The following is a 23825-nucleotide window of genomic DNA, read 5'->3' on the forward strand; positions in this document are numbered from 1 at the left end:
GGAATCGGCGGCGCCGCCGCCACGAACCTCCCTGATATTTTATGGCCACTAAAAAAATCTTCCCCACCAAGTCTTCGTCCAGCCTGACGCCGTGGCTAGGTATCGCCTTCATCATCATCCTGCTCGACCAGCTGTCGAAGATCACCATCACCCGGATGTTCCAGCTGGGCGAGGAGAAGTTCGTCACCTCGTTCTTCAACCTGGTGCTAGCCTATAACAAGGGCGCGGCCTTCAGCTTCCTGCAGCACAGCGGCGGGTGGCAGCGCTACTTCTTCACCGCCATCGGCCTCGCGGCGGCGGTCTACATCATCGTCCTGCTCAAGAAGCACGGCGGCCAGCGCATGTTCTCGTGGGCGCTGTCGCTGATCCTGGGCGGCGCCCTTGGCAACGTCATCGACCGGCTGATGTACGGCCACGTGGTCGACTTCCTTGATTTCCACTGGGACGGCGTGGGCCACTTCCCGGCGTTCAACCTCGCCGACTCGGCCATCTGCCTCGGCGCGGCGCTGTTCATCCTCGACGAACTGCGGCGCGTTAACAAATAAGCGGGAGAGCGGCATGATGGAACTGACTGGTAAAAAAATCGTCCTCGGCTTGTCCGGCGGCGTGGCCTGCTACAAGGCGGCGGAGCTGTGCCGCGCGCTGACCAAGGCCGGCGCCTCGGTGCAGGTGGTGATGACCGACGCCGCGACCCACTTCATCACCGCCGTCACCATGCAGGCCCTGTCGGGCAACAAGGTGTTCAGCAGCCAGTGGGACCCGCGCGTGGACAACAACATGGCCCACATCGACGTCACCCGCGACGCCGACGCCATCCTGATCGCGCCCTGCTCGGCCGATTTCATGGTCAAGCTGGCGCACGGCGTCTGCGACGACCTGCTGTCGACCATGTGCCTGGCGCGTCCGCGCCGCGTGCCGCTGCTGGTGGCGCCGGCCATGAACGTCGAAATGTGGCAGAACCCCGCCACCCAGCGCAACGCCCGCCAACTGGAGGAAGACGGCATCGTCATCTTCGGCCCGGCCGCCGGCGACCAGGCCTGCGGCGAAGTGGGCATGGGCCGCATGCTGGAACCGGCGCAGCTGCTGGAGGAACTGATCGCGTCGTTCCAGCCGAAGGTGCTGGCCGGCAAACGCATCCTGATCACCGCCGGCCCGACGTTCGAGCCGATCGACCCGGTGCGCGGCATCACCAATCTGTCGTCCGGCAAGATGGGTTACGCGGTGGCGCGCGCGGCGCGCGAAGCCGGCGCCGAGGTGGTGCTGGTGTCCGGCCCGACCGCGCTGCCGGCGCCGTTCGGCGTCCAGCGCATCAACGTCCAAAGCGCGCTGCAGATGCACGACGCGGTGATGGCCAACGTCGACCACCAGCACATCTTCATCGCCGTGGCGGCCGTCGCCGACTGGCGCGTGTCCAACGCCAGCGTGCAAAAACTGAAGAAGAATCCGGACGGCTCCGTGCCCGACCTGAAGTTCGAACAAAACCCGGACATCCTGGCCACCGTTGCCGCGCGCACGTCGCTGGCGGGCCATCCGTACTGCGTCGGCTTCGCCGCCGAATCGGAAAACCTGATCCAGTTCGGCGCCGACAAGCGCGAGAAAAAAGGCATCCCGCTGCTGGTCGGGAACATCGGCCACCACACCTTCGGCCAGGACGACAACACCATCGTCCTGTTCGACGAAAACGGCCACACGATCCTGCCGCGCGCCGACAAACTGACCCTGGCGCGCCAGCTCATTTCCGAAATCTCCAAACGCATCTCGCAGCACTCGCTGTTCGCGAAATAATACAAGTACACGCATGAAAAACATCGACGTCAAAATCCTCGACCCGCGCATGAAGGACCAGCTGCCGGCCTACGCCACCCCGGGCTCCGCCGGTCTCGACCTGCGCGCCTGCATCGACGCGCCGCTCACCATCGAAGCCGGCCAGACGGTGCTGATCCCGACCGGCCTCGCGATCCACGTCGCCGATCCGGGCTACGCGGCCATGATCCTGCCGCGCAGCGGCATGGGCCACAAGAACGGCATCGTCCTGGGGAATCTGGTAGGCTTGATCGACTCCGATTATCAGGGTCAGTTGATGATCTCGACTTGGAACCGTGGCAACAGCGCCTTCACCCTGAACCCGATGGAGCGCCTGGCGCAGCTGATCATTGTTCCGGTCGTGCAAGTCGGTTTCAACGTCGTCGAAGAATTCGACACCAGCGAACGCGGTGCCGGCGGATTTGGAAGCACCGGAAAACACTAAAAAAATACGGAGACTAGGGATGGTCCTGCAAAACAATTCGAAGAAATTCGCCACTATATCCCTGCCAGCCATCGCAGCGGCGCTGTCGCTGTCGGCCTGTTCGACCTTTTCATCAAAGCCGGCCGCACCCGAACAGGGTCCGGTCGTCGCGCGCACCATCGAGGAAGGCGCGCCGGTGGTCACCGCCAAGATGGCCGCCGCGCGCCAGGCGCTGGGCCAGATGGTGGCGCTGCAGGACCGCCTGTACCGCATCGCCGGTCCGCTGTTGATCAACAACGCGGACCTGTGCCGCACCCAGGCCCGCAACCTGCTCGGCTTCACCGCCAAAAACAAATACTCGTACACGGGCGAATTCGTCGACGCCGCCCAGGCCGTGCTCAATTATGGCGACCGGCTGGAGGTGGCCAGCGTGCTGCCGGGCAGCGGCGCCGCGCGCGTCGGCCTGCGCAAGGGCGACGTGCTGCTGGCGGCCGAGGGCAAGAGCCTGCCGACCGGCCAGCACGCCGAGACCGAAGCCGCCGGGGTTCTGGGGCCGCTGGTGGCCAACAACCAGGCGCTCAACCTGATCGTCGAACGCAACGGCAGCAACCAGGCGCTCAAGGTGCCGGTCACGCGCGCGTGCGCCTTCAAGATCGACATCGGCAATTCGGACAACATCAACGCCTATTCGGACGGCCAGCGCGTGATGATCACGCGCGGCATGGTCAACTTCGCGCAGACCGACGAAGCGATCGCCTACGTGCTGGCCAAGGACATCGCCCACAATGTGCTGGGCCACGCCGCCAAAACCCGCTCGGCCTACACGGTCGGCAGCATCATCGACAACCTGGTCGCGGTGCGCCCGGATGTGTCGATGCTGATCGGGACCGCCGGCATCAAGCCGATGCCGCAGGAGCTCGACGCGGCCGCCGATTCGCTGTCGCTGTACATGGTCGCGCGCGCCGGCTACAGCACCGCGCAGGCGCGCGCCTTCTGGCAGCGGCTGGCCAACCAGTATCCGGCCTCGGTGCTGAACGGCTACACCGCCAACCACCCGGCCGTGAACTACCGCTTGGCCGTGATCGACAAGACCGTCGCCGAAATCAAGGGCAAGCAGGCGGCCAAGAAGCCGCTGGTGCCGTGACGCCATGAACAAACCGGCATTGATCGCGCTTCTGCTGATGTCGGCGGTGGCGCCGGGCTGGGTCCAGGCGGCGCAATGGACCAAGGTGGGCGGCGCCAGGGGCGAGGCCTTCTACATCGACAAAAGTCACGTCATCAAGAAGGACAAGACGCGCAAGGTGTGGTCGATGCACTCGTACGCCAAGGCGCAAACGACGCCCGAGGGCAAGCCTTACCGCTCGGTCAAGGCACAGCACCTGTATTCCTGCGACGAGCGCACCACGGTGATGCTGTCGCAGGTGTTCTATCCCGAAGCGATGGGCAAGGGCGAACCGGTGGAAAACTACATCTACGAAAAATTCAGCCCAGAGGAAGTGGCCGCCGACAGCCCGTTCGCCAAGGCGCTGTCGAAGGTGTGCAAGCGCTAGCTCCGGAGCGGGTCCCCGTAGGGCGGATTAGCGCAGCGTAATTCGCCATGCGCCGCCAGCGGCTAAAAATCCTGCCCCTAGCGGAAATCAGGAAAATTCGGAAAAACGGTGCCCATCAGCCAAGTCAGCAAACCGCAAAACACCACGGCGAGTACCAGCACGATCAGCAGCCGGCCGAATTTGGGCGAGCCGTCGTCTTCCTTGTGGTCGGTCATAGCGATTCCTGCAAGCTTTGAATAGCCGTAGTATATTCCATCCATGGACAGCATCGATCTCGAAGTACTCAAGACCAGCGCCGCGTGGATCGCCTCCGGGCGCCGCTGCGAACTTATCACCGTTATCAAGACCTGGGGCTCGAGCCCCCGTCCGGTCGGCGCCACGCTGGCCATCTGCGAAGACGGCACGGTGATCGGCTCCGTCTCCGGCGGCTGCATCGAGGACGACCTGATCGCGCGCGTGCGCGACGAAGGCATCAGCCGCACCTTGCCCGAAATCGTCAGCTACGGCATCACCGCCGACGAGGCGCACCGTTTCGGCCTGCCCTGCGGCGGCACCATCGAACTGTCGATCGAACCGCTGTCGGAGCGCAGCCGCGTCGCCGAACTGCTGGAACGCCTGGAGCGGCACGAACTGGTGCAGCGGCGGCTAGATCTGCACACGGGCGATGTCGAACTGTCGCAGGCGGCGCCGGGCGCGCAGATGCAAGTGAGCGAACGCGCGATGGTCACGCTGCACGGACCGCGCTGGCGGCTGCTGATCATCGGCGCCGGCCAGTTGTCGCGCTTCCTGGCGCAAATCGCCACCGCGATGGACTACCACGTCATCGTCTGCGACCCGCGCGAGGAATACCGCGCCGGCTGGCAGGTCGACGGCGTGCAGCTGGTGCACGACATGCCCGACGATATCGTGTTGTCGATGAAGCTGGACCACCGCAGCGCCGTGGTGGCGCTGACGCACGACCCCAAGCTGGACGATCTCGCGCTGATGGAAGCGTTGAAGTCGGACGCGTTTTACGTCGGCGCGATCGGCTCGCGCCTGAACAACAGCAAGCGCCGCGAGCGGCTGTTGGAATTCGACCTGACGCCGGAGCAGCTGGCGCGCCTGCACGGACCGATAGGGCTGTACATCGGCAGCAAAACCCCGTCGGAGATCGCGATATCGATTCTGGCCGAACTGACGGCGATCAAAAACGGCGTACCGACGACGATGCTGATACCGCACGCCGCCTCGCCGGTGGCGCCTGGCGACACCGTGTGCGCGATCGACAGCGGCGCGGTTTAACCCACAGACCGAAAGGGGTCGTACCCCACGGGGTACGACCCCGGGGCCACGCGGAGTGCGGGGTAAACGCGAAAACAAAACAAAAGCAAGAATCGGCTGGCGCGCCCGAACCCCGACACGTAACAATGCCGCAATCACGTCATTACAAACCGCAACCGGAACCCCCATGAGCACCGCCAACCTCCTCCGCCTGATCTTCCTGGCCGCCATCTGGGGCGGGTCCTTCCTGTTCATGCGGATCGCCGCGCCGGTGCTGGGCGCCGCCGTGCTGATCGAATACCGCGTGCTGTTCGCCTCCCTGTTCCTGGCGGTGATCGCCGTCGTGCTGAAAAAGCCGCTCAACCTGCGCAAACACTGGAAGCACTACCTCATCCTCGGCCTGTTCAACTCCGCGCTGCCGTTCCTGATGTTCGCCTTCGCCGCGCGCACGCTGTCGGCCTCCCTGCTGGCCGTGCTGAACGCCACCACGCCGCTGTGGGGCACCCTGATCGCCGCCGTCCTGACGCGCCGGATGGTCAGCGCCAAAGTCATGCTCGGCCTATTACTAGGCGCATGCGGCGTCGCGCTGCTGGTCGGCTTCGACCACGCCAGCGCCAAACCCGGCGCCGCGCTCGCGATCGCCGCCGTGCTGTTCGCCTCCTTCAACTACGGCATCGCCAGCAATTACGCCAAATCGGTCAAGGACGTCGAACCGCTGTCCAACGCGCACGGCTCGATGTGGGCCTCGGCGCTGCTGGTGCTGCCGGTGGTGCCGTTCTTCCCGGCGCCGGGCGAACCTACCGTCGGCATCATGGGCGCGGTGATCGCGCTCGGTGTGCTGTGCAGCGGTATCGCCTATTTGATCTACTTCCGCCTGATCCAGGATGTCGGCCCATCGTCGGCGCTGACGGTGACCTTCCTCAGCCCCTTGTTCGGCATCCTGTGGGGCACGCTGTTCCTGGGCGAGACGGTCGGCTGGTACACGCTCGTCGGCGCCGCCATCGTCCTTGTCGGCACGGCGCTGGTCACCGGCTTCCGCCCCAACTTCGGCACGCTGCGCAAAACCAAACCCGTATGAAAACCTTCGCACTCGAGCTGCCGGCCAACTACCGCCTGCACGACGTGCTGGCCTTCCACAGCCGCGACACCGAAAGCGTGGCCGAGGAAGTCAGCGCCACGCGCCTGCGCAAAGGGATGCTGATCAACGGCGTGCCGGTGGTGCTCGACATTGCGCTGGCGCCCACCAGCGCCAGCTGCAAGGTGGACGCCGACGGCAAGCTCTCCAAGTCCGCGCAGCAGCGCGTGCGCGAAGCGGCGCTCAGCATCCTCGGGCTGCGCATCGATCCCGAACCGTTTTGCGCCTTCGCCGCCAAGGACGACATGTTCGGTCCCCTGACCCTGGCGCAACCGGGACTGCGCATCGTGCAATCGGCCACGGTGTTCGAAGCGCTGACCTGGGCCATCATCGGCCAGCAAATCAACCTGTCGTTCGCCATCTCGCTGCGCCGCACGTTCATCCTGCAGGCGGGCCGCCAGCACAGCAGCGGCTTGTGGTGCTACCCGGAGGCGGCCGACGCGGTGAAACTCAGCATCGACGACCTGACCAGCCGCAAATTCTCGCGCGCCAAGGCGGAGACCTTGCTACGGCTGGCGAATTTGGTCGCCAGCGGCGACCTGCGACTGGACGTTTCGCCCACCAACAGCATCGAACAAATCTCGGCGGCGCTGCTGGCGGTCAAAGGCATCGGCCCGTGGACGGTCAACTACGGCCTGCTGCGCGGCTACGGCTACGCCGACTGCTCGCTGCACGGGGATGTCGCCATCCGCGCCGCGCTGCAGCAGCTGCTGGGAGAAGACGTCAAGCCCGACATGCCGCGCACCGAACAAATCCTGGCCCGCTACGCCCCACACCGCACGATGGCCGCCGCCCACCTGTGGGCCAGCCTGCATCCGCCCGGCGACCAGCAGGACGAAGATTCCCCTTGATCCTGACGTAACGTCAGGCTTTACGATTCCGGCATCCCTCCGACCACTACCAAGGATGCCCATGAGCTGGATCGAAAAACTCCTGCCGCCCCGTATCAACCGCAGCGGTGCCGAAGCGCGCCAGTCGATACCGGCCGGCCTGTGGATCAAGTGCCCCGCGTGCGAGGCGGTGCTATACCGCGCCGACCTCGAAGCCAATTTGCACGTCTGTCCCAAATGCACGCACCATCTGCGCATCCGCGCGCGCGCCCGCCTCGACGCGCTGCTCGACACCGGCGGCCGGCACGAGATCGGCCAGGAAGTCCTGCCGGTCGACACGCTCAAGTTCAAGGGCAGCAAAAGCTATCCGGCGCGCCTGCAAGCGGCCATGGAGGCCACCGGCGAAACCGACGCCATGATCGTGATCTCCGGCGCCATCCTGTCGGTGCCGGTGGTGGTGGCCTGCTTCGAATTCGACTTCATGGGAGGCTCGATGGGATCGGTGGTCGGCGAGCGCTTTGTGCGCGGTGCGCGGGCCGCGATCGACCAGCATGTGCCGTTCATCTGCATCACCGCCAGCGGCGGCGCGCGCATGCAGGAGGGGCTGATGTCGCTGATGCAGATGGCGAAAACCACCGCGATGCTGGCCAGGCTGGCGGAAAAAAAACTGCCCTTCGTCTCGGTGCTGACCGATCCCACCTCGGGCGGGATATCGGCCTCGTTCTGCTTCCTGGGCGATATCGTGATCGCCGAACCGAAGGCGCTGATCGCCTTCACCGGCGCGCGCGTCATCAAAAGCACGTTGGGCGTGACGCTGCCGGAGGGTTACCAGCGTCCGGAATTCCTGCTCGAACGCGGCGCCATCGACATGATCGTCGACCGCCGCGACATGCGCGCCGAACTGGCGTCATTACTGGCCATATTGCTCAAGCTACCGACGGACGCCATCGCCAAAAACAAAGCGGAATCACGTAGGGCGGATTAGCGCAGCGTAATCGGCCATTGCAAGCGCCGGCGACGACTCATACAATGGCCGATTACGGCGTTCCGCCTAATCCGCCCTACGCGCATGAAAGAACCTCGCAATCAAGCCGTGTTAAAAATCGGCGAGCTGGCCGCGCGCTCCGGGCTGACGGTACGCGCGCTGCACCACTACGACAGCATCGGCCTGCTCACGCCATCGGCGCACACCGATTCCGGCTACCGCCTTTATAACCGCGCCGACGTCGCCCGCCTGCACCAGATCCAGGCGCTGCGCCGCTTCGGCATGTCGCTGGCCGACATCGGCACCTTCCTCGCCAGTCCCGACGCGCCGTTCGCCGACGTCGTCGCCCAGCAGATCGCCACGCTGGACCGGCAGATCGCGCAAGCGAGCGCGCTGCGCGAGCAGCTCTCGCAGCTGCACCGGCAGATGGCCGGCGGCGGCCAGCCGGAACTGGCCGACTGGCTCTCGACGCTGGAGCTGATGAACCTCTATGACAAATACTTCACAAAGGACGAATTGCACCGCCTGCCCTTCTGGCAGCAGGACGCACGCCGCAACAGCGGCTGGGCGGCGCTGGTCGCGCGGATACAGGAGCTGATGCGGCAAGGCGTGCCGCCGGCCGACGCCGAACCGCGCCAGCTGTCCGAACGCTGGATGCAGATGCTCGAACGCGACACCGCCGCCAATCCCGAATTCGCGCGCCGCATCACCGTCATGATGGAAATGGAGCCGGCCGCGCAACTGCACACGGGGATCACGCCGGAGCTGAAACAATACGTGATCGAGGCGTTCGGCGAACACAAACTGGCGCTGTACGCCGACTACCTCGACGCCGACGAATTGCGCCGCATGCGCGACGGTGCCGGCAAACACGGCGCGCAGTGGATGGCGCTGATCGCGGCAGTGCACCGGCGGCTGGAAGCCGGCGCCGATCCCGCCGATCCCGCATCGCAAGCATTGGCACGCGAGTGGATGACATTATTCAGGGTCCGCATCGGCGACGACCCGGCGACGCTGGAAAAGATCCGCCACGCGCACGCGGCGGAGCCACGATTGCTGACCGGCACATGGGTCACACCGGCCATGCTCGACTTCATCCGCGCATCATGCGCCACGTTGCCATCGGCGTGACTTGCCCGCCCCTTTGAGCGGGCGTAAAGTGAAGCCGCGACGACCGCATTACGCTGGTGGAGGTGCCCCATGGACGATCACATCAAAACCGATTACGACACGGACTTTCTAGTCTGGCTGGAAAGCCAGGCCGCGCTACTGCGCACCAAACAATTCGACCGACTGGACCTGGAACATCTGATCGAGGAGCTCGACAGCATGGGCAGCAAGGAGAGGCATGCGTTCAAAAACCGCATCGTGCAATTAATGATGCATCTGCTGAAGTGCAAGGTTCAGCCTGACCACATTTCCGGCAGTTGGCTGCGTTCAATCAGAGAACAGCGCTATAGCATTGCCGATCTCATGGAAGAAATGCCCAGTCTAAAACCACTACTGGACAATTACATCGCACGAAACTACGCCCGGGCAATATCCCTAGCGGCAGACGAGACACGCCTGCCCAAGTCAGCCTTTCCGGCCACGCTGCCGTTCACCACGGAGCAATTGCTCGATCCCGACTACCTACCGTGAGCGAAGGTACAACATGGACGATCACATCAACACCGACCACGACACCGACTTTCTCATCTGGACTAACGCCCAAATCGAACTACTGCGCGCCAAACAGTTCGACCGTCTAGACCTGGACAACATCGTCGAGGAGCTCGAAAGCATGGCGCGCGCAGAAAGACGTGAATTCAAGCACCGCATTGAGCAGTTAATCATGCATCTGTTGAAATGCCAGCTGCAGCCTGACCACATCTCTGGCAGTTGGCTGGGCACGATAACGGAACAGCGCCACTGCATCACTGATCTGATGGAGGAAATGCCCAGTCTAAAGCCGCAACTAGACGCGTATATCACACGAAGCTACGCGCACGCAGTCGCACGCGCGGCAGACGAAACACATCTGCCCAAGTCGACCTTCCCGGCCACGATGCCGTTCACCAAGGATCAATTGCTCGATCCCGACTATTTGCCATAAAGCCGCAGCACAATAGAAAAAGCCGCTGATCCCTAAGAATCAACGGCTTTCGAATTTGGTTTCGAGTAACGCATCCCTGTCCAGTTCGCGCCCCGCACGGATTCACCCCGGCGCCATAATCGCTTCGATACCCTTCTTCTCGACTAACTGAAGTAATTTCGCGGCGGCGCCAGTGGGATGTTTATTGGAGCTTTCTGATTCCCATTTTTGAACTGTAGAAACGCTTACATTGAGCACGGCGGCAAATACGGACTGACTCATCTTAGCTTTATTGGTTCGAAGAGCGACGACCTTTTCAGGCGGATACGCCGGCGGCGCTTCGCATAACTGCGTAATGAGGTCCAAGTCCTTTTTTGACATCATGCCGTTTTGACTTAGCCCGATCGCTGTTTCCATCAGCTCTTTGAGCACTCTCTCTTTTTCCTGAACCTTAGCCACCGCAGCCTTCGTCATCGCAAATCTCCTTAAGCTCACCCTTGGCCACCAAATGATCGAACTGGGCCGAGGTCATACCATGAAAGCTCTTCGCAATTGCTTTCGTCACTGCCACTTCGACGTCCGAGAAATCAGACCCTGGAGTACTTTTCTTTTTCCCCACGATGTAGACAACCGCAATCGCGCTCTTCTTGGCGACCAGAACCCTCGTTGAGGAGCTTTTCCCCTGCCCGGCGACGGCGACTCTTTTTTTACATACACCACCACCCGGGTCCGCCTCCCAAATTCCTCTTTCAATTTCGTCGGCGGATGCACAGAGAGCGGTGTCCGTGACGACTCCGCCTGCCCAGCGGTCAAATGTTTTCGTTTTAAACACTCGTTTGGAGCACATCGAATTTACCACCCCATAGCACCTGGTGCAATAGCATCACCGACAATAGCTCGGTTCCGTCAACCGGGCACAGCACATACTCACTGCCGCCGTGCTTGACGCCTCATGATGTTGGGGGATGTTCGAACGGTTGTGCGACTAAGGCCCAGACAATTGTTGAAAGGGTTGATCCGCATCAGATCACCGATCAGCAAGCTAGCCTGAAAATGAAAAAGCCGCTGATCCCTAAGAATCAACGGCTTTCGAATTTGGTTGCGGGGACAGGATTTGAACCTGTGACCTTCGGGTTATGAGCCCGACGAGCTGCCAGACTGCTCCACCCCGCGTCTGTGCAATCATTATAGGGCACTTCGGCAATTTAGGCAATGTTAATCCTGAAATCGCGCGCGATAGGCCGAATAAATGCATTTGCCGGTCCCTGTAGCCCATGCCGTGCGGGGCGCAATCGGTGTAAAGTAACCAATATGAACAAAAATCCCCGCCCCGAGTACCTCCCCTTATGAAATTCTGTTCCGAATGCGCCTCCCCCGTCAGCCTGCTCATTCCCGCCGGCGACAACCGCCCCCGCTACGTCTGCGAAAGCTGTTCCACCATCCACTATCAGAACCCGAAAATGGTGCTGGGCACGATCCCCGTGTGGGAGTGCGATGGCGAATTGAAAATCCTGCTGTGCAAGCGCGCGATCGAACCGCGCCACGGCTACTGGACGCTGCCCGCCGGCTTCATGGAAAACGATGAAACCACGGCCGAGGCGGCGATGCGCGAGACCCGGGAAGAAGCCGGCGCCAACATCGAACTGGGTAAATTGTTTTCACTGTTGAACGTCGCGCGCGTGCACCAGGTCCACATGTTCTACCTGGCCACGTTGCTCGACCTCGACTTCGCGCCCGGCGAGGAAAGCCTGGACGTGCAAATGTTCAGCGAGGCGCAGATCCCGTGGGACGACCTGGCCTTCCCCACCATCCGCACCACGCTGGAACTGTTCTTCGCCGACCGCGCGCGCATGCTTGCCGGCGACGGCGGCGACTACGGCTTCCACGCCCAGGACATCACCCGCGCCATGCGCTCGGACGCGGAACCGACGTGATCCCCTGGCTCGACAGCGACACGCCGTTTCCCGACGTCGCGCAGGCGCTGACGTCGGAGGCGCCCGGCCTGCTGGCGGCCGGCGCCGACCTGTCGCCGCGGCGCTTGCTGATGGCCTACCGGCGCGGCATCTTCCCGTGGTTTTCCGAGGGCCAGCCCATCCTGTGGTGGAGCACCGATCCGCGCATGGTGCTGATGACCGACCGCTTCCGCATCTCCGACAGCCTGAAGAAGACGCTGCGCAAGGTCGAGCGAGACATCGCCGCCGGCGGACGCTGGCAGGTGCGCTTCGACAGCGCCTTCGAGGACGTCATGCGCGCCTGCGCCGCGCCGCGCCGCGACGGCCCCGGCACCTGGATCTCGGAAGACATCATCGACGGCTACACCGGCCTGCACCGGCTCGGCTACGCGCACTCGGCCGAGGTGTGGCTGGACGGCGAGCTGGTCGGCGGCGCCTACGGCGTCTCGATCGGCCGCATGTTCTACGGCGAATCGATGTTCGCGCGCGTGACCGACGGCTCCAAGATCGCGCTGGCCTACCTGGTGCGCTTCCTGCGGCGGCACGGCGTCAAGATGATCGATTGCCAACAGGAGACCGGCCACCTGGCCTCGCTGGGCGCGGCGCCGATTCCGCGCGCGCAATTCCTGGCGCATCTGCGCAACACTATTGAATTGCCGCAAATCACCGTGTGGGAACCCATTGCACCGCTGGCGCCGGACAGTTAAGCTAAAGGTGACAAGCGCCTTCGACAAACAAGCGCTATCATCAGGTATAGACCCGGAACAGAATCTCGCCCTCGATAGGACGTGCATGACGCACCTGAACGATCTGCCTTTCGCGACGCTGCAGTTTTACACCACGGCGCCCTACCCCTGCAGCTATCTGGACGCGCGCCAGGCGCGCTCGCAGGTGGCCACGCCTTCCCACCTGATCAACGCGGACGTGTATTCCGAACTGGTCAAAAACGGCTTCCGGCGCAGCGGCATCTTTACTTATCGACCATATTGCGACGGGTGCCAGGCCTGCATCCCGGTGCGCGTGGTGGCCGACCAGTTCAGCCCCAACCGCGGCCAGCGACGCGCCTGGGCCCGGCACAACGACCTGCGCGCCGGCGTCGCCACCTTGCAATTCTCGGACGAGCACTACGAGCTGTACCTGCGCTACCAGAGCAAGCGCCACGCCGGCGGCGGCATGGACCAGGACAGCCGCGACCAGTACGCGCAATTCCTGCTGCAAAGCCGCGTCAACACGCGCCTGGTCGAGTTCCGCGAGCCCGGCGGCACGCTGCGCATGGTCAGCATCATCGACGTGCTGTCGGACGGCTTGTCGTCCGTGTACACCTTCTTCGATCCCGACGTCGAGAGCGCCTCCTACGGCACCTACAACGTGCTGTGGCAGATCGCCCAGGCGCGCGAGCTGGGCCTGCCCTACATCTATCTGGGCTACTGGATCAGGGAAAGCCCGAAAATGTCCTACAAAACCAACTTCAAACCGCTGGAGGCGCGCATCAAGGGCGTGTGGAGCGTGCTGGAGGCCTGATAAAATACCGGGGCCAACAACCAGAGCTCCCCATGTCCGAAAAATTCCTGTATTCCCTGGCCCGTCCGCTGCTGTTCTCGATGGACGCCGAAGCCGCCCACCACTTCACTCTTCCCGCGCTCAAACGCGCCGCCGCGCTGGGCCTGACCAAGCTGGTCAAGCAACCGGCGGCCGACCCGCGCACCGTGATGGGTGTCACGTTCAAGAATCCGGTCGGCCTCGCCGCCGGGCTGGACAAGGACGGCGCCTACATCGACGCGCTGGCGGACCTGGGCTTCGGCTCGATCGAGGTGGGCACGGTCACCCCGCGCGGTCAGGCCGGCAACCCCAAGCCGCGCATGTTCCGCCTGCCGGCCGCGCACGCCATCATCAACCGCATGGGCTTTAACAACGGCGGCGTCGACGCCTTCGTCGCCAACGTGCAGGCGTCGCGCTTCTACCAGGACAAGGCCGGCGTGCTGGGCCTGAACATCGGCAAGAACGCCGACACGCCGATCGAGCGCGCGGCCGACGACTACCTGCACTGCCTGGAAAAAGTCTATCCCTACGCCAGCTATGTGACGGTCAACATCTCCTCGCCCAACACCAAGAACCTGCGCCAGCTGCAGGGCGGCTCCGAGCTCGACGGCCTGCTGGCGCAACTGAAGGACGCGCAGGCGCGCCTGTCGGACCAGCACAAGCGCTACGTGCCGCTGGCCCTGAAAATCGCGCCGGACATGGACGGCGACCAGGTCAAGAACATCGCCGACGCGCTGCTGCGCCACAAGATCGACGGCGTCATCGCCACCAACACCACGTTGAGCCGCGACGCCGTGGCCGGCATGCGCCACGGCGCCGAGGGCGGCGGCCTGTCGGGCGCGCCGGTGTTCGAGCTGTCCAACACCGTGATCCGCCTGCTCAAGGCCGAGCTGGGCGACGCCGTGCCGATCATCGGCGTCGGCGGCATCATGCGCGGCGCCGACGCCAAGGTCAAAATGGACTGCGGCGCCCGGCTGGTGCAGCTGTACAGCGGCCTGATCTACGCCGGCCCGGCGCTGATCAACGATTGCGCGCAGGCCGTGCGCGGACACTAAGGAGCCCGCATGCAAACGATACAACTGGGTTCCAGCCACCTGCACGTGACCAGGATATGCCTGGGCACGATGACCTTCGGCGAGCAAAACACCGAGGCCGACGCGCACAGCCAGCTCGACTACGCGATCGAACGCGGCATCAACTTCATCGACACGGCCGAGATGTACCCGGTCATGCCGCGCGCCGAAACGCAGGGCGCGACCGAGCGCTTCATCGGCAGCTGGCTGAAGAAGTCGGGCATGCGCGACAAGGTGGTGCTGGCGACCAAGGCCGCCGGCCCGAATCCCAACATCGGCTGGGTGCGCGGCGGCAAGCAGAACTTCGACGCCGCCAACCTGCGCGCGGCGGTCGACACCAGCCTGCAGCGGCTGCAAACCGACCATATCGATTTATACCAATTGCACTGGCCCAGCCGCAACGTGCCAATCTTCGGCGCCAGCGTGTTCAATCCGCAGCTCGAGCGCGAATGCGTGGCGGTGGAGGACACCTTGGCCGCGCTGGGCGAGCTGATCAAGGAAGGCAAGATCGGCGCGATCGGCGTCTCCAACGAATCGTGCTGGGGCGTGAGCGAATTCATCAAGCAATCGGAGATGAAGGGCTTGCCGCGCATCGCCTCCATCCAGAACCTGTACAACCTGACGGCGCGCCACTACGAGACCAGCCTGCTGGACGAGACCTGCTTCCGCGACAACGTCGGCCTGCTAGCGTACAGCCCGCTCGCCTTCGGTCAATTGACGGGCAAGTACCACGACGACCCGAAGGCCCGGGGACGGCTGACGATTTTCCCGCCGACATGGAGCCCGCGCTACCTGCGGCCGGCGGTGCTGGCGGCGGTCGCGCGATACACCGAGCTCGCGCGCGACAACGGCCTGACGCCGACGCAACTGGCGCTGGCGTGGTGCTACGGCCGCTGGTGCGTGGCCTCGACCATCATCGGCGCGACCACCTTGGCGCAGCTGAAGGAAAACATCGACGCCTACGAGGTCCAACTGTCGCCGGAAATCATCGCGGCGGTGGACGCCATCCACGCCAGCGTGCCCAACCCCGGCCAATAACGCACGATCAAATCTAATCCGCCATGCATGCGCCGCCAACAACGCATGACAGACCAGCCCGTGTAGAAATGGTGGACCTGACCCCGGAGGCATAACCGTAGGGCGGATTAGGCGGCACGCCGTAATCGGCCATGCATGCGCCGCCAACAACGCATGACAGACCAGCCCGTGTAGAAATGGTGGACCTGACCCCGGAGGCATAACCTTAGACACAATCGTTCGTTTGTGCGGCATCGCCGGGCTGATATGCTGTGCCACCACCACAGCCCCACGAGACCGCCACATGAGCACACGCCCCATCGCCACGCCACTGCTGCTGAGCACGCTGATCGCGACCATCGTCATCCCCGCCTTCGCCCAGGACGCGCCCGCCGACGGCGAGCTGCAGTCGGTGGTCGTCACCGGCACCTACGCCAAGAACCGCCGCACCATCGATTCCGAATCGCCGGTCGACATCATCGGCGCGCGCGAACTGCAGGCCAGCGGCTCGACCGAACTGGCCACCGTGCTGGCCCGCCTGGTGCCGTCGATGAACTTCCCGCGCCCGTCCGGCGCCGACACCAGCGACGCCGTCCGCCCGGCCCAGCTGCGCGGCCTGTCGCCCGATCAAACCCTGGTGCTGGTCAACGGCAAGCGCCGCTACACCTCGGCCGTGGTCAACGTCAACGGCACCCAGGGCCGCGGCTCGGCGCCGGTCGACCTGAACGCGATCCCGCTGGCGGCGATCGAACGCATCGAGGTGCTGCGCGACGGCGCGGCGGCCCAGTACGGCTCCGACGCGATCGCCGGCGTGATCAACATCATCCTCAAAAAAGGCGCGGAAGGCGGCGACATCGAAGTCGGCTACGGCGAGTACAAGGAAGGCGACGGCAAGCAACGCACCGTGCGCGGCTCGACCGGCTTCGCCCTCGGCGACCAGGGCTGGGTGCGCGTGGCCATCGAGGCCGCCGACCGCGATCCGACCAACCGCGCCGGCGTCGACACGCGCCCGGTCGCCGGTTCCCAGATCGGCAAGGTCAACCAACGCTACGGCGACCCGGACAGCAAGCCCCGCACCCTCCTCGCCAACGGCCAGTACCGCGTGACCGACGATATCGACTGGTACGCCTTCGCCAGCTACGGCGAGCGCAAGACCTCGGCGGCGGCGACCTGGCGCACGCCGGACCGTTCGCCCACGCTGTATCCGCAAGGCTTCCTGCCGCTGCAGGACAGCACCTCGACCGACCAGTCGCTGGTGACCGGCCTGCGCGGCGAACTGTCGGGCTGGCGGTGGGACGCCAGCCTCAACTACGGGCGCAACAAATTCGAGCTGGACCTGGACAACACCGTCAACCTCGACCTGGGCGCGAACAGCCCGACCCACTTCTACGCCGGCAAGCTGCAAAACACGCAGGGCCTGTTCAACTTCGATATCGCCAAGGAGTTTCCCGTGGCCGCGTTCAGCGGCCCGCTGACGGTGGCGCTGGGCGTCGAGGCGCGGCACGAGGAATACGAGATCGGCGCCGGCGACCAGGCGTCGTACAGCGGCAGCGGCGCGCAGGGCTTCTCCGGCTTCCGTCCGGTCAACGCCGGCAGCAACAGCCGCCACAACAAATCGATCTACGCCAACTTCGAGGCCGACATCACCAGGCAGTTCTCGGCCTCGGCCGCGTTGCGCCACGAACGTTACAGCGACTTCGGCAACACCACCTCGGTGAAGGGCTCGGCACGCTACGCGGTCAACCCGCTGGTATCGCTGCGCGCGACGGCCTCGTCGGGCTTCCGCGCGCCGTCGCTGGCGCAACAGTTCTACACCATCACGACCACCAATTTCTCGATCATCAACGGCCAGAACACGGCGATCGAAACCGGCACCTTCGCCGTTGGCAGCGCCGCCGCCGACGCACTGGGCGCGCAGCCGCTGAAGGCCGAAAAAGCCCGCAACTACAGCGTCGGCCTGCAAGCGCAACCGACCCGCAACTGGAGCGCCAGCGTCGACGCCTACCGCATCGACATCGACGACCGCATCGCGCTGTCGACCAGCATGACCTTGTCGCCGGCGCTGCGCAACACGCTGGCCAGCCAGGGCCTGCTGGTGGGCGCGGCGCGCTACTTCACCAACGCCATCGACACCCGCACCACCGGCGTCGACGTGGTCAGCACCTACCGCTGGGATCTGGCCGCCGCCGGCCGCTACGATTTCACGCTGGCGTACAACCACAATAAAAACACGGTGCAGCACGTCAACGCCAACCCGGCCATCCTGAGCGCCAACAACCTGACCCTGATCGACCGCCAGACCATCAACCGCCTGACGGTCGGCTCGCCGAAGGACAAGTTCAGCCTGGCCACCGACTACACCCTGGGCGCCTGGAACGCGCGCGGCGTGGTGACGCGCTACGGCAGCTTCACGGTGCCGCAGAACAATCCGGCGCAGGATCAGGTGTACGATCCGCAATGGGTGCTGGATCTGTCGGCCAGCGTCAAGCTGGGCAAGAACTGGCGTTTGAGCGCGGGCGTGGACAACGTCACCGACAAGTATCCGGACAAGATCACGTCGGTGGCCAACCTCAACCTGAACGGCGTCAACCTGTACAGCGGCTGGGCGCCGAACGGCTTCAACGGCCGCTACTACTACGCCAAGGCCGGCTACAGCTGGTAAGCGGGTGACGTGATCGGCATGGCCGGGTTGGCGCCGGCGCTCACCCCAGCGCCAGCGCGCGGCCCGGCGCGCCGGCCAGCTTGAACACGCTGACGGCCTGCGTCAGCAAGTCCGCCTGGTCGCGCATGCTCTGCGCGGCGGCGGCCGCCTGCTCGACCAGCGCGGCGTTCTGCTGCGTCACGCCATCGATCGAGATGATGGCCTGGTTGACCTGCTCGATCCCACTGCTCTGCTCGCTACTGGCGGCGCTGATCGCGCTCATGATCTCGGCCACCTGCCTGACCGACTCCACCAGCCCCGCCATCGTCGCGCCCGCCTCGCCGACCAGCACCGCGCCGGCGTCGACCGTCTGCACCGAGCGCCCGATCAATTCCTTGATCTCCCTGGCCGCGCTGGCCGAGCGTTGCGCCAGATTGCGCACCTCGGACGCCACCACCGCGAAGCCGCGCCCCTGCTCGCCGGCGCGCGCCGCTTCGACCGCCGCGTTCAAGGCCAGGATATTGGTCTGGAACGCGATGCCGTCGATGACGCCGATGATGTCGACGATCTTGCCCGAGCTTTCCTTGATCGCGCCCATGGTGTCGACCACCTGCCCGACCACCTGGCCGCCCTTGGTGGCGTAAGCCGACGCCGCCACCACCAGCTTGGTCGCCTGGCGCGCGTTCTCGGCGTTCTGCGACACCGTCGACGTCAACTCCTCCATCGACGACGCCGTCTCCTCCAGGCTGGATGCTTGCTGCTCGGTGCGGCTCGACAAATCGAGGTTGCCGCTGGCGATCTCGTTGGAGGCGGTGGCGATGGTGTCGGTGCCGGCGCGCACTTGCCCGACCGTGCGCGCCAGGCTCTCGTTCATGTCGATCAGCGCGCGCAGCAGCTGGCCGGTCTCGTCGGTGGTGTGGCATTCCATGCGCATCGTCAAATCGCCGCCGGCCACCGCCTGCGCCATGCCGACCGCCCGGTTCAGCGGCAGCGTGATGCTGCGCGAGATGATCGTCAGCACCCATGCAGCGATGCCGGCCGCGAACACCGCCAGCAGTATCATCGTGTTGCGCGAGCCGGCGTACGCTTGCTCGGCCACGGTGGCGGCCTCCTCCACCGCGGCGTTCTGGAACTTGACCAGCTCGGTCAGCGCGTTGAGGTAGGCGGTCTGCTCCTTGCGCACCGTGGTCAGCAGATAGGCGATCGATTCGTCGCGCCGCGCCTCATCGGCGGAGCGCTTGAGGAACTCCGTTTGCACCACCGCATACTTGTCGCGCGCTTCGAGCACGGCCTGCAATTTTTGCGCGCTGCGCGGGTCGTCATCGTCGGCGATCAAGGCGCGCAGCCGGTCGAGCCGCTCGCCGATTTCGATCTTGCGCTGGTCGACGCGCTCGAGCTCCGCCTTGACGACGGCCGGGTCCCTGGACAGCATGGCGTTGCGCATCGCGCGGGCGATATCGTTGAGGCCGCCTATCGTTTCGTAAGCCACGATGACCTTGGGCACCTTGTCGGTGGCGAGGTCTTGGGTGTTGTTGTTGAGCTTGCCAAGATTGCCGATGCCGACGATGGCGATGCCAAGCATGAAGATGATCGCCACGCCCAGGCCGGCACCCAGGCGGGTGCCGATTTTCCAATTCCCCATTCCCATTTTGTCTCCCAGAGTAGGCCGAAGAAACCGCAACAGCGTTGGAAAAATTAGTATAGGGTGGTTTGTTAGTTCCGGTTAAGAAAATTATCAGACTGTTTTATGGCCGCCACATTGCTGCGGCGGCCATATGGACACTAAGACAAATCCCCGCCGTTCAAGGCGGCGTCGATTTCCGCCCGCGTCAGATCGGGCGCGAACTGCTGGATGAAGTGGTAGGCGTACGAGCGCAGATAGGCGCCCTTGCGCACCGCCAGCCGCGTCGTGTTCGACGCGAACAGGTGCGACGCCTCGACCGCGCGCATGCCCTTGTCGCGGCCGTGATCGAAGGCCATCGAGGCGACGATGCCCACGCCCAGCCCCAGCGCGACATACTGCTTGATGACGTCCGAATCCATCGCCGTCAGCACGATGTCGGGCTTGACGCCGGCGTGCGCGAACGCCGCGTCGATATGCCCGCGGCCGGTGAAGCCGATGTCGTAGGTGATCAACGGGAACTCGGCCAGATCCTCCAGCCGGATCGGCGAACGGCCCAGCAATGGATGGCCGTCCGGCACCACGATCAAATGGGTCCAGCGGTAGCACGGGAACGACACCAGGTCCGGGAACTGCGACAAGCCCTCGGTGGCGATGCCGATGTCGGTCTTGCCGGACAAGATCCATTCGGCGATGTGCTCCGGCGCGCTCTGCTGCAAGGCGATGCGCACGTCCGGATAAGCCTTGCGGAAACTTTGCACCACCTTCGGCAGCGCGTAGCGCGCCTGCGTGTGCGTGGCGGCGACGCTGAGCGTGCCGCTTTGCTGGCCCGTGTACTCCAGGCTGGCCTGCTGCAAATTCTCCGCCTCGATCAGCAGGCGGTCGATGATCTTGAGGATGCCCTTGCCCGGCTCGGTCATGCCGGTCAGGCGCTTGCCGTTACGTTCGAAAATCACCACGCCCAGTTCATCCTCGAGCTCGCGGATCTGGCGGCTCACGCCGGGCTGCGAGGTGAACAAGGCGTTGGCCACTTCGGTCAAATTGTAGCCGCGTCGGGCGGCTTCGCGGATCGACCGCAATTGTTGAAAATTCATATTGAAGCTCCAGCGTCGACAAACACATGCAGGCGTTTTGGACGCACTACCAAAGTCTCACCCTCCTTCAGTTGCAGAAGGCTGAAACGCTCATTGGACATCACCGCTTCGATCAGCTCGGCCGTATCGTCGCGCTCCAAATCCAGTTGCGCCAGCGGCCCGATCGCGTGCGCGCGGCGCAGCTTGACGACGATGCCCTCGGCGCCGGGCGTATAGCGCTCGATGTCGAGGTCGTGCGGACGCACATAGGCGGTGCCCTTGCCGTCGGCGTCCGGCTGGCCCGGCACCTCGAAGGTGGCGCCGCCGCTGGCCAGCACGCCGTCCTGCACGCGGCCGTGGAACATGTTGACGTTGCCCAGGAAGCCGTACACGAACGGCGAGGCCGGATGGTTGTAGACCTGTTCCGGCGCGCCGATCTGCTCGACGTTACCCTTGTTCATCAGCACCACCTGGTCGGCCACCTCCAGCGCCTCCTCCTGGTCGTGGGTGACGAAGATCGACGTCACGTGCAAGTCGTCGTGCAGCCGGCGCAGCCAGCGGCGCAATTCCTTGCGCACCTTGGCGTCGAGCGCGCCGAACGGTTCGTCCAGCAGCAGCACGCGCGGTTCGACGGCCAGCGCGCGCGCCAGCGCGATCCGCTGGCGCTGCCCGCCCGACAGCTGCGGCGGATAGCGGTCGGCCAGCCAGTCCAGCTGCACCAGCTCGAGCAGCTCCTTGACCTTGCGGCGGATCTGGTCTTCCGACGGCCGCTCGGCGCGCGGCTTGACGCGCAAGCCGAAGGCGACGTTCTCGAACACCGTCATGTGCTTGAACAGCGCGTAGTGCTGGAACACGAAGCCGACCTGGCGCTCGCGCACGTGGCGGTGCGAGGCGTCGTGCGAGTCGAGCAGCACCTGGCCCGAGTCCGGATGTTCGAGACCGGCGATGATGCGCAGCAGGGTGGTCTTGCCGCAGCCGGAAGGGCCCAGCAGCGCGGTCAGCTCGCCCGCCGGGAAGTCCAGCGAGACATTGTTGAGGGCGACGAATTCGCCGAACCGCTTGTTGATGTTTTTAACTTCGATCGTCATGTCAGTGCTCCTTGGAACGTGCGTCATCGGCGATCGATTCGTTCAAGCGCCAAGAGATAAAGGATTTCAGGGCCAGGGTCACCAGCGCCAGCAGCGCCAGCAGCGAGGCCACGGCGAAGGCGGCGGCGAAGTTGTACTCGTTGTAGAGGATCTCCACCTGCAGCGGCACGGTGTTGGTCTCGCCGCGGATGTGGCCGGACACCACCGACACCGCGCCGAACTCGCCCATCGCGCGGGCGTTGCACAGGATCACGCCGTACAGCAGGCCCCATTTAATGTTGGGCAAGGTCACGCGGCGGAAGGTATCCCAGCCGGACGCGCCCAGCACGATGGCGGCCTCCTCCTCCTCGCTGCCCTGCGCCTGCATCAGCGGGATCAGCTCGCGCGCGACGAAGGGGAAGGTGACGAAGATCGTCGCCAGCACGATGCCCGGCACGGCGAACAGGATCTTGATGTCGTGCTCCTGCAGCCACGGGCCGAACCAGCCCTGCGCGCCGAACAGCAGCACATAGATCAGGCCGGAGATCACCGGCGACACCGAGAACGGCAGATCGATCAGGGTCAGCAGGAAACTCTTGCCACGGAACTCGAACTTGGCGATGCACCACGACGCCGCCACGCCGAACACCAGATTGAGCGGCACGGCGATGACGGCCGTGATCAGGGTCAGCTTGATGGCCGAGATCGCGTCCTCCTCGACGATGGCGGCCACGTAGGCTTGCCAGCCCTTGCGGAACGCCTCGGCGAACACGGCCACCAGCGGCACGAACAGGAACAAGGTCAGGAAGATCAGCGCGATGGCGATCAGCACCGCGCGCACCCAGCGCGGTTCGAGGATTTGCGGCGCCGACGGCAACTCGCCGCGGCGCGCCGGGATGGGAGGCAGTGCGCTCATGTCATTTCCCCGTCTTTCCGCGCGCCCAGGCTTGCAGCAGGTTGATCGTCAACAGCATGAGGAACGACACCACCAGCATCACCACCGCGATCGCGGTGGCGCCGGCGTAGTCGTACTGCTCCAGTTTGGTGATGATGAACAGTGGCGTGATCTCGGAAATCATCGGCATGTTGCCGGCGATGAAGATCACCGAGCCGAATTCGCCGGTGGCGCGGGCGAAGGCCAGCGCGAAGCCGGTCATCAGCGACGGCATGATGGTCGGGAACACCACGCGGGTGAAGGTCTGCAAGGCGTTGGCGCCCAGGCTGGCGGCGGCCTCCTCCAGTTCGCGTTCGGCGTCCTCGAGCACGGGCTGCACGGTGCGCACCACGAACGGCAGGCCGATGAAGGTGAGCGCGATGACCACGCCGATCGGCGTGAACGCCACCTTGATGCCGAGCACGCCCTCGATGAACTGGCCGAACCAGCCGTTGGCCGAGTACAGCGCCGTCAAGGTGATGCCGGCGACGGCGGTCGGCAGCGCGAACGGCAGGTCGACCAGCGCGTCGATGATGCGCTTGCCGGGGAACTCGTAGCGCACCAGCACCCAGGCGACGATGCCGCCGAAAATCACATTGATGAAGGCGCCGATCAGCGAGGCGCCAAAGGTCAGCCGGTACGAGGCCATCACGCGCTCGGAGGTGACGGCGGCCCAAAAGCCTTCCCACGTCATCGTGAACGTCTTCAGGAAGACCGCCGACAGCGGGATCAGCACGATCAGGGTCAGGTAGAAAACCGTGAATCCGAGCGAGAGCCGGAAACCGGGCATCACGCGGAACGGCGCGCCCCTGGCGGCCACGGGGGCCGTGGCGGGCGCTGCGAGAAC

The 23825-nt window shown here is 64.5% G+C and carries 26 protein-coding genes and 1 tRNA gene; 18 read left to right on the forward strand and 9 right to left on the reverse strand.

Annotated elements, in window-relative coordinates; translation table 11 throughout:
• The first annotated feature begins 41 nt into the window (after positions 1–41).
• From lspA to JOD97_RS30955, 5 genes are read left to right on the forward strand one after another with little or no spacing between them, the layout of a single operon-like run.
• Positions 42–545, forward strand: coding sequence for a signal peptidase II (lspA, locus tag JOD97_RS30935; RefSeq protein WP_209726648.1), 504 nt, complete (start codon positions 42–44; stop codon positions 543–545).
• A gap of 16 nt (positions 546–561) precedes the next feature.
• The gene (coaBC, locus tag JOD97_RS30940) at positions 562–1785 is read left to right on the forward strand and encodes a bifunctional phosphopantothenoylcysteine decarboxylase/phosphopantothenate--cysteine ligase CoaBC (protein ID WP_209726761.1); all 1224 of its coding nucleotides are present in this window, start codon (positions 562–564) and stop codon (positions 1783–1785) included.
• 13 nt (positions 1786–1798) lie between these two features.
• Positions 1799–2248, forward strand: coding sequence for a dUTP diphosphatase (gene dut / locus JOD97_RS30945; protein ID WP_209726649.1), 450 nt, complete (start codon positions 1799–1801; stop codon positions 2246–2248).
• Positions 2249–2267: 19 nt separating this feature from the next.
• Positions 2268–3371 (forward strand): M48 family metalloprotease, encoded by a 1104-nt coding sequence (locus JOD97_RS30950; RefSeq protein WP_209726650.1) that lies wholly within the window; start codon positions 2268–2270, stop codon positions 3369–3371.
• Between the two features lie 4 nt (positions 3372–3375).
• Positions 3376–3777: a surface-adhesin E family protein gene (locus tag JOD97_RS30955; RefSeq protein WP_209726651.1), complete on the forward strand. Its 402-nt coding sequence runs from the start codon at positions 3376–3378 to the stop codon at positions 3775–3777.
• A gap of 77 nt (positions 3778–3854) precedes the next feature.
• On the opposite strand, the gene JOD97_RS30960 is transcribed toward JOD97_RS30955, so the two are convergent.
• Positions 3855–3992, reverse strand: a complete 138-nt coding sequence (locus JOD97_RS30960) for a hypothetical protein (RefSeq protein ID WP_209726652.1) — start codon at positions 3990–3992, stop codon at positions 3855–3857.
• Between the two features lie 43 nt (positions 3993–4035).
• Here JOD97_RS30960 and JOD97_RS30965 point away from each other — a divergent pair, with 43 nt between their 5' ends.
• The 7 genes from JOD97_RS30965 (at position 4036) to JOD97_RS30995 (ending at position 10082) form a co-directional block, all read left to right on the forward strand.
• Positions 4036–5058, forward strand: a complete 1023-nt coding sequence (locus JOD97_RS30965; RefSeq protein WP_209726653.1) for an XdhC family protein — start codon at positions 4036–4038, stop codon at positions 5056–5058.
• A gap of 166 nt (positions 5059–5224) precedes the next feature.
• A complete protein-coding gene (locus JOD97_RS30970) occupies positions 5225–6115 on the forward strand; it encodes a DMT family transporter (protein ID WP_209726654.1) in 891 nt (296 codons plus the stop codon).
• Positions 6112–7023, forward strand: a complete 912-nt coding sequence (locus tag JOD97_RS30975; RefSeq protein ID WP_209726655.1) for a DNA-3-methyladenine glycosylase — start codon at positions 6112–6114, stop codon at positions 7021–7023. Before JOD97_RS30970 ends, JOD97_RS30975 begins: the two co-directional genes overlap by 4 nt.
• Positions 7024–7084: 61 nt before the next feature.
• The gene (gene accD / locus JOD97_RS30980) at positions 7085–7987 is read left to right on the forward strand and encodes an acetyl-CoA carboxylase, carboxyltransferase subunit beta (protein ID WP_209726656.1); all 903 of its coding nucleotides are present in this window, start codon (positions 7085–7087) and stop codon (positions 7985–7987) included.
• A gap of 84 nt (positions 7988–8071) precedes the next feature.
• Positions 8072–9118 carry a MerR family transcriptional regulator gene (locus JOD97_RS30985; protein WP_209726657.1) on the forward strand — a complete coding sequence of 349 codons (1047 nt, stop codon included), beginning with the start codon at positions 8072–8074 and terminating at the stop codon, positions 9116–9118.
• A 69-nt stretch (positions 9119–9187) separates the two neighbouring features.
• The gene (locus JOD97_RS30990) at positions 9188–9628 is read left to right on the forward strand and encodes a DUF29 domain-containing protein (protein WP_209726658.1); all 441 of its coding nucleotides are present in this window, start codon (positions 9188–9190) and stop codon (positions 9626–9628) included.
• Between the two features lie 13 nt (positions 9629–9641).
• Complete coding sequence (locus tag JOD97_RS30995; protein ID WP_209726659.1) at positions 9642–10082, forward strand: DUF29 domain-containing protein; 441 nt, start codon at positions 9642–9644, stop codon at positions 10080–10082.
• Positions 10083–10184: 102 nt separating this feature from the next.
• Here JOD97_RS30995 and JOD97_RS31000 read toward each other — a convergent pair whose 3' ends face one another.
• The 3 genes from JOD97_RS31000 to JOD97_RS31010 form a co-directional block, all read right to left on the reverse strand.
• Positions 10185–10535: a DNA-binding transcriptional regulator gene (locus JOD97_RS31000; protein WP_229264851.1), complete on the reverse strand. Its 351-nt coding sequence runs from the start codon at positions 10533–10535 to the stop codon at positions 10185–10187.
• The gene (locus tag JOD97_RS31005) at positions 10513–10920 is read right to left on the reverse strand and encodes a type II toxin-antitoxin system RelE/ParE family toxin (RefSeq protein ID WP_373999980.1); all 408 of its coding nucleotides are present in this window, start codon (positions 10918–10920) and stop codon (positions 10513–10515) included. Before JOD97_RS31005 ends, JOD97_RS31000 begins: the two co-directional genes overlap by 23 nt.
• A 237-nt stretch (positions 10921–11157) precedes the next feature.
• A tRNA-Met gene (locus JOD97_RS31010) sits at positions 11158–11234 on the reverse strand.
• A 173-nt stretch (positions 11235–11407) separates the two neighbouring features.
• Between JOD97_RS31010 and JOD97_RS31015 the strand changes: the two genes are divergently transcribed.
• The 6 genes from JOD97_RS31015 to JOD97_RS31040 all read left to right on the forward strand — a co-directional run bounded on the left by JOD97_RS31015 (position 11408) and on the right by JOD97_RS31040 (position 18304).
• Positions 11408–11995: an NUDIX hydrolase gene (locus tag JOD97_RS31015; RefSeq protein WP_209726660.1), complete on the forward strand. Its 588-nt coding sequence runs from the start codon at positions 11408–11410 to the stop codon at positions 11993–11995.
• Positions 11992–12720 carry a leucyl/phenylalanyl-tRNA--protein transferase gene (gene aat / locus JOD97_RS31020; protein ID WP_209726661.1) on the forward strand — a complete coding sequence of 243 codons (729 nt, stop codon included), beginning with the start codon at positions 11992–11994 and terminating at the stop codon, positions 12718–12720. Before JOD97_RS31015 ends, aat begins: the two co-directional genes overlap by 4 nt.
• Before the next feature lie 85 nt (positions 12721–12805).
• Positions 12806–13534, forward strand: a complete 729-nt coding sequence (locus JOD97_RS31025; RefSeq protein ID WP_209726662.1) for an arginyltransferase — start codon at positions 12806–12808, stop codon at positions 13532–13534.
• Between the two features lie 32 nt (positions 13535–13566).
• Positions 13567–14607 carry a quinone-dependent dihydroorotate dehydrogenase gene (locus JOD97_RS31030; protein WP_209726663.1) on the forward strand — a complete coding sequence of 347 codons (1041 nt, stop codon included), beginning with the start codon at positions 13567–13569 and terminating at the stop codon, positions 14605–14607.
• Between the two features lie 9 nt (positions 14608–14616).
• On the forward strand, positions 14617–15663 hold the full coding sequence (locus JOD97_RS31035; RefSeq protein ID WP_209726664.1) for an aldo/keto reductase: 1047 nt from the start codon (positions 14617–14619) through the stop codon (positions 15661–15663).
• Between the two features lie 283 nt (positions 15664–15946).
• On the forward strand, positions 15947–18304 hold the full coding sequence (locus tag JOD97_RS31040) for a TonB-dependent siderophore receptor (protein ID WP_209726665.1): 2358 nt from the start codon (positions 15947–15949) through the stop codon (positions 18302–18304).
• 40 nt (positions 18305–18344) lie between these two features.
• On the opposite strand, the gene JOD97_RS31045 is transcribed toward JOD97_RS31040, so the two are convergent.
• The 5 genes from JOD97_RS31045 to cysT all read right to left on the reverse strand — a co-directional run bounded on the left by JOD97_RS31045 (position 18345) and on the right by cysT (position 23768).
• Complete coding sequence (locus tag JOD97_RS31045; protein ID WP_209726666.1) at positions 18345–19931, reverse strand: methyl-accepting chemotaxis protein; 1587 nt, start codon at positions 19929–19931, stop codon at positions 18345–18347.
• Positions 19932–20065: 134 nt separating this feature from the next.
• Complete coding sequence (locus JOD97_RS31050; RefSeq protein WP_209726667.1) at positions 20066–20998, reverse strand: CysB family HTH-type transcriptional regulator; 933 nt, start codon at positions 20996–20998, stop codon at positions 20066–20068.
• A complete protein-coding gene (locus JOD97_RS31055) occupies positions 20995–22065 on the reverse strand; it encodes a sulfate/molybdate ABC transporter ATP-binding protein (RefSeq protein ID WP_209726668.1) in 1071 nt (356 codons plus the stop codon). Before JOD97_RS31055 ends, JOD97_RS31050 begins: the two co-directional genes overlap by 4 nt.
• A 1-nt stretch (position 22066) precedes the next feature.
• Positions 22067–22960: a sulfate ABC transporter permease subunit CysW gene (gene cysW, locus JOD97_RS31060; RefSeq protein ID WP_209726669.1), complete on the reverse strand. Its 894-nt coding sequence runs from the start codon at positions 22958–22960 to the stop codon at positions 22067–22069.
• A 1-nt stretch (position 22961) separates the two neighbouring features.
• Positions 22962–23768, reverse strand: coding sequence for a sulfate ABC transporter permease subunit CysT (cysT, locus tag JOD97_RS31065; RefSeq protein ID WP_373999982.1), 807 nt, complete (start codon positions 23766–23768; stop codon positions 22962–22964).
• Between the last annotated feature and the right edge of the window lie 57 nt (positions 23769–23825).

The sequence above is a fragment of the Duganella sp. 1411 genome (assembly GCF_017833525.1).
In the GTDB taxonomy this organism is placed as follows: domain Bacteria; phylum Pseudomonadota; class Gammaproteobacteria; order Burkholderiales; family Burkholderiaceae_D; genus Rugamonas.

Excerpts from the sequence above, each read along its gene's own strand:
- JOD97_RS31025 (WP_209726662.1), top strand. The coding sequence starts at position 12,806 with ATGACGCACCTGAACGATCTGCCTTTCGCGACGCTGCAGTTTTACACC.
- JOD97_RS30960 (WP_209726652.1), bottom strand. The coding sequence starts at position 3,992 with ATGACCGACCACAAGGAAGACGACGGCTCGCCCAAATTCGGCCGGCTG.
- JOD97_RS31045 (WP_209726666.1), bottom strand. The coding sequence starts at position 19,931 with ATGGGAATGGGGAATTGGAAAATCGGCACCCGCCTGGGTGCCGGCCTG.
- accD (WP_209726656.1), top strand. The coding sequence starts at position 7,085 with ATGAGCTGGATCGAAAAACTCCTGCCGCCCCGTATCAACCGCAGCGGT.
- JOD97_RS30955 (WP_209726651.1), top strand. The coding sequence starts at position 3,376 with ATGAACAAACCGGCATTGATCGCGCTTCTGCTGATGTCGGCGGTGGCG.
- lspA (WP_209726648.1), top strand. The coding sequence starts at position 42 with ATGGCCACTAAAAAAATCTTCCCCACCAAGTCTTCGTCCAGCCTGACG.
- JOD97_RS31015 (WP_209726660.1), top strand. The coding sequence starts at position 11,408 with ATGAAATTCTGTTCCGAATGCGCCTCCCCCGTCAGCCTGCTCATTCCC.
- JOD97_RS31000 (WP_229264851.1), bottom strand. The coding sequence starts at position 10,535 with ATGACGAAGGCTGCGGTGGCTAAGGTTCAGGAAAAAGAGAGAGTGCTC.
- JOD97_RS30970 (WP_209726654.1), top strand. The coding sequence starts at position 5,225 with ATGAGCACCGCCAACCTCCTCCGCCTGATCTTCCTGGCCGCCATCTGG.
- JOD97_RS30975 (WP_209726655.1), top strand. The coding sequence starts at position 6,112 with ATGAAAACCTTCGCACTCGAGCTGCCGGCCAACTACCGCCTGCACGAC.
- JOD97_RS30990 (WP_209726658.1), top strand. The coding sequence starts at position 9,188 with ATGGACGATCACATCAAAACCGATTACGACACGGACTTTCTAGTCTGG.
- JOD97_RS31040 (WP_209726665.1), top strand. The coding sequence starts at position 15,947 with ATGAGCACACGCCCCATCGCCACGCCACTGCTGCTGAGCACGCTGATC.
- coaBC (WP_209726761.1), top strand. The coding sequence starts at position 562 with ATGGAACTGACTGGTAAAAAAATCGTCCTCGGCTTGTCCGGCGGCGTG.
- JOD97_RS30985 (WP_209726657.1), top strand. The coding sequence starts at position 8,072 with ATGAAAGAACCTCGCAATCAAGCCGTGTTAAAAATCGGCGAGCTGGCC.
- JOD97_RS31050 (WP_209726667.1), bottom strand. The coding sequence starts at position 20,998 with ATGAATTTTCAACAATTGCGGTCGATCCGCGAAGCCGCCCGACGCGGC.
- JOD97_RS31030 (WP_209726663.1), top strand. The coding sequence starts at position 13,567 with ATGTCCGAAAAATTCCTGTATTCCCTGGCCCGTCCGCTGCTGTTCTCG.
- JOD97_RS30965 (WP_209726653.1), top strand. The coding sequence starts at position 4,036 with ATGGACAGCATCGATCTCGAAGTACTCAAGACCAGCGCCGCGTGGATC.
- JOD97_RS30995 (WP_209726659.1), top strand. The coding sequence starts at position 9,642 with ATGGACGATCACATCAACACCGACCACGACACCGACTTTCTCATCTGG.
- JOD97_RS31035 (WP_209726664.1), top strand. The coding sequence starts at position 14,617 with ATGCAAACGATACAACTGGGTTCCAGCCACCTGCACGTGACCAGGATA.
- cysW (WP_209726669.1), bottom strand. The coding sequence starts at position 22,960 with ATGAGCGCACTGCCTCCCATCCCGGCGCGCCGCGGCGAGTTGCCGTCG.
- JOD97_RS30950 (WP_209726650.1), top strand. The coding sequence starts at position 2,268 with ATGGTCCTGCAAAACAATTCGAAGAAATTCGCCACTATATCCCTGCCA.
- dut (WP_209726649.1), top strand. The coding sequence starts at position 1,799 with ATGAAAAACATCGACGTCAAAATCCTCGACCCGCGCATGAAGGACCAG.
- JOD97_RS31055 (WP_209726668.1), bottom strand. The coding sequence starts at position 22,065 with ATGACGATCGAAGTTAAAAACATCAACAAGCGGTTCGGCGAATTCGTC.
- cysT (WP_373999982.1), bottom strand. The coding sequence starts at position 23,768 with ATGCCCGGTTTCCGGCTCTCGCTCGGATTCACGGTTTTCTACCTGACC.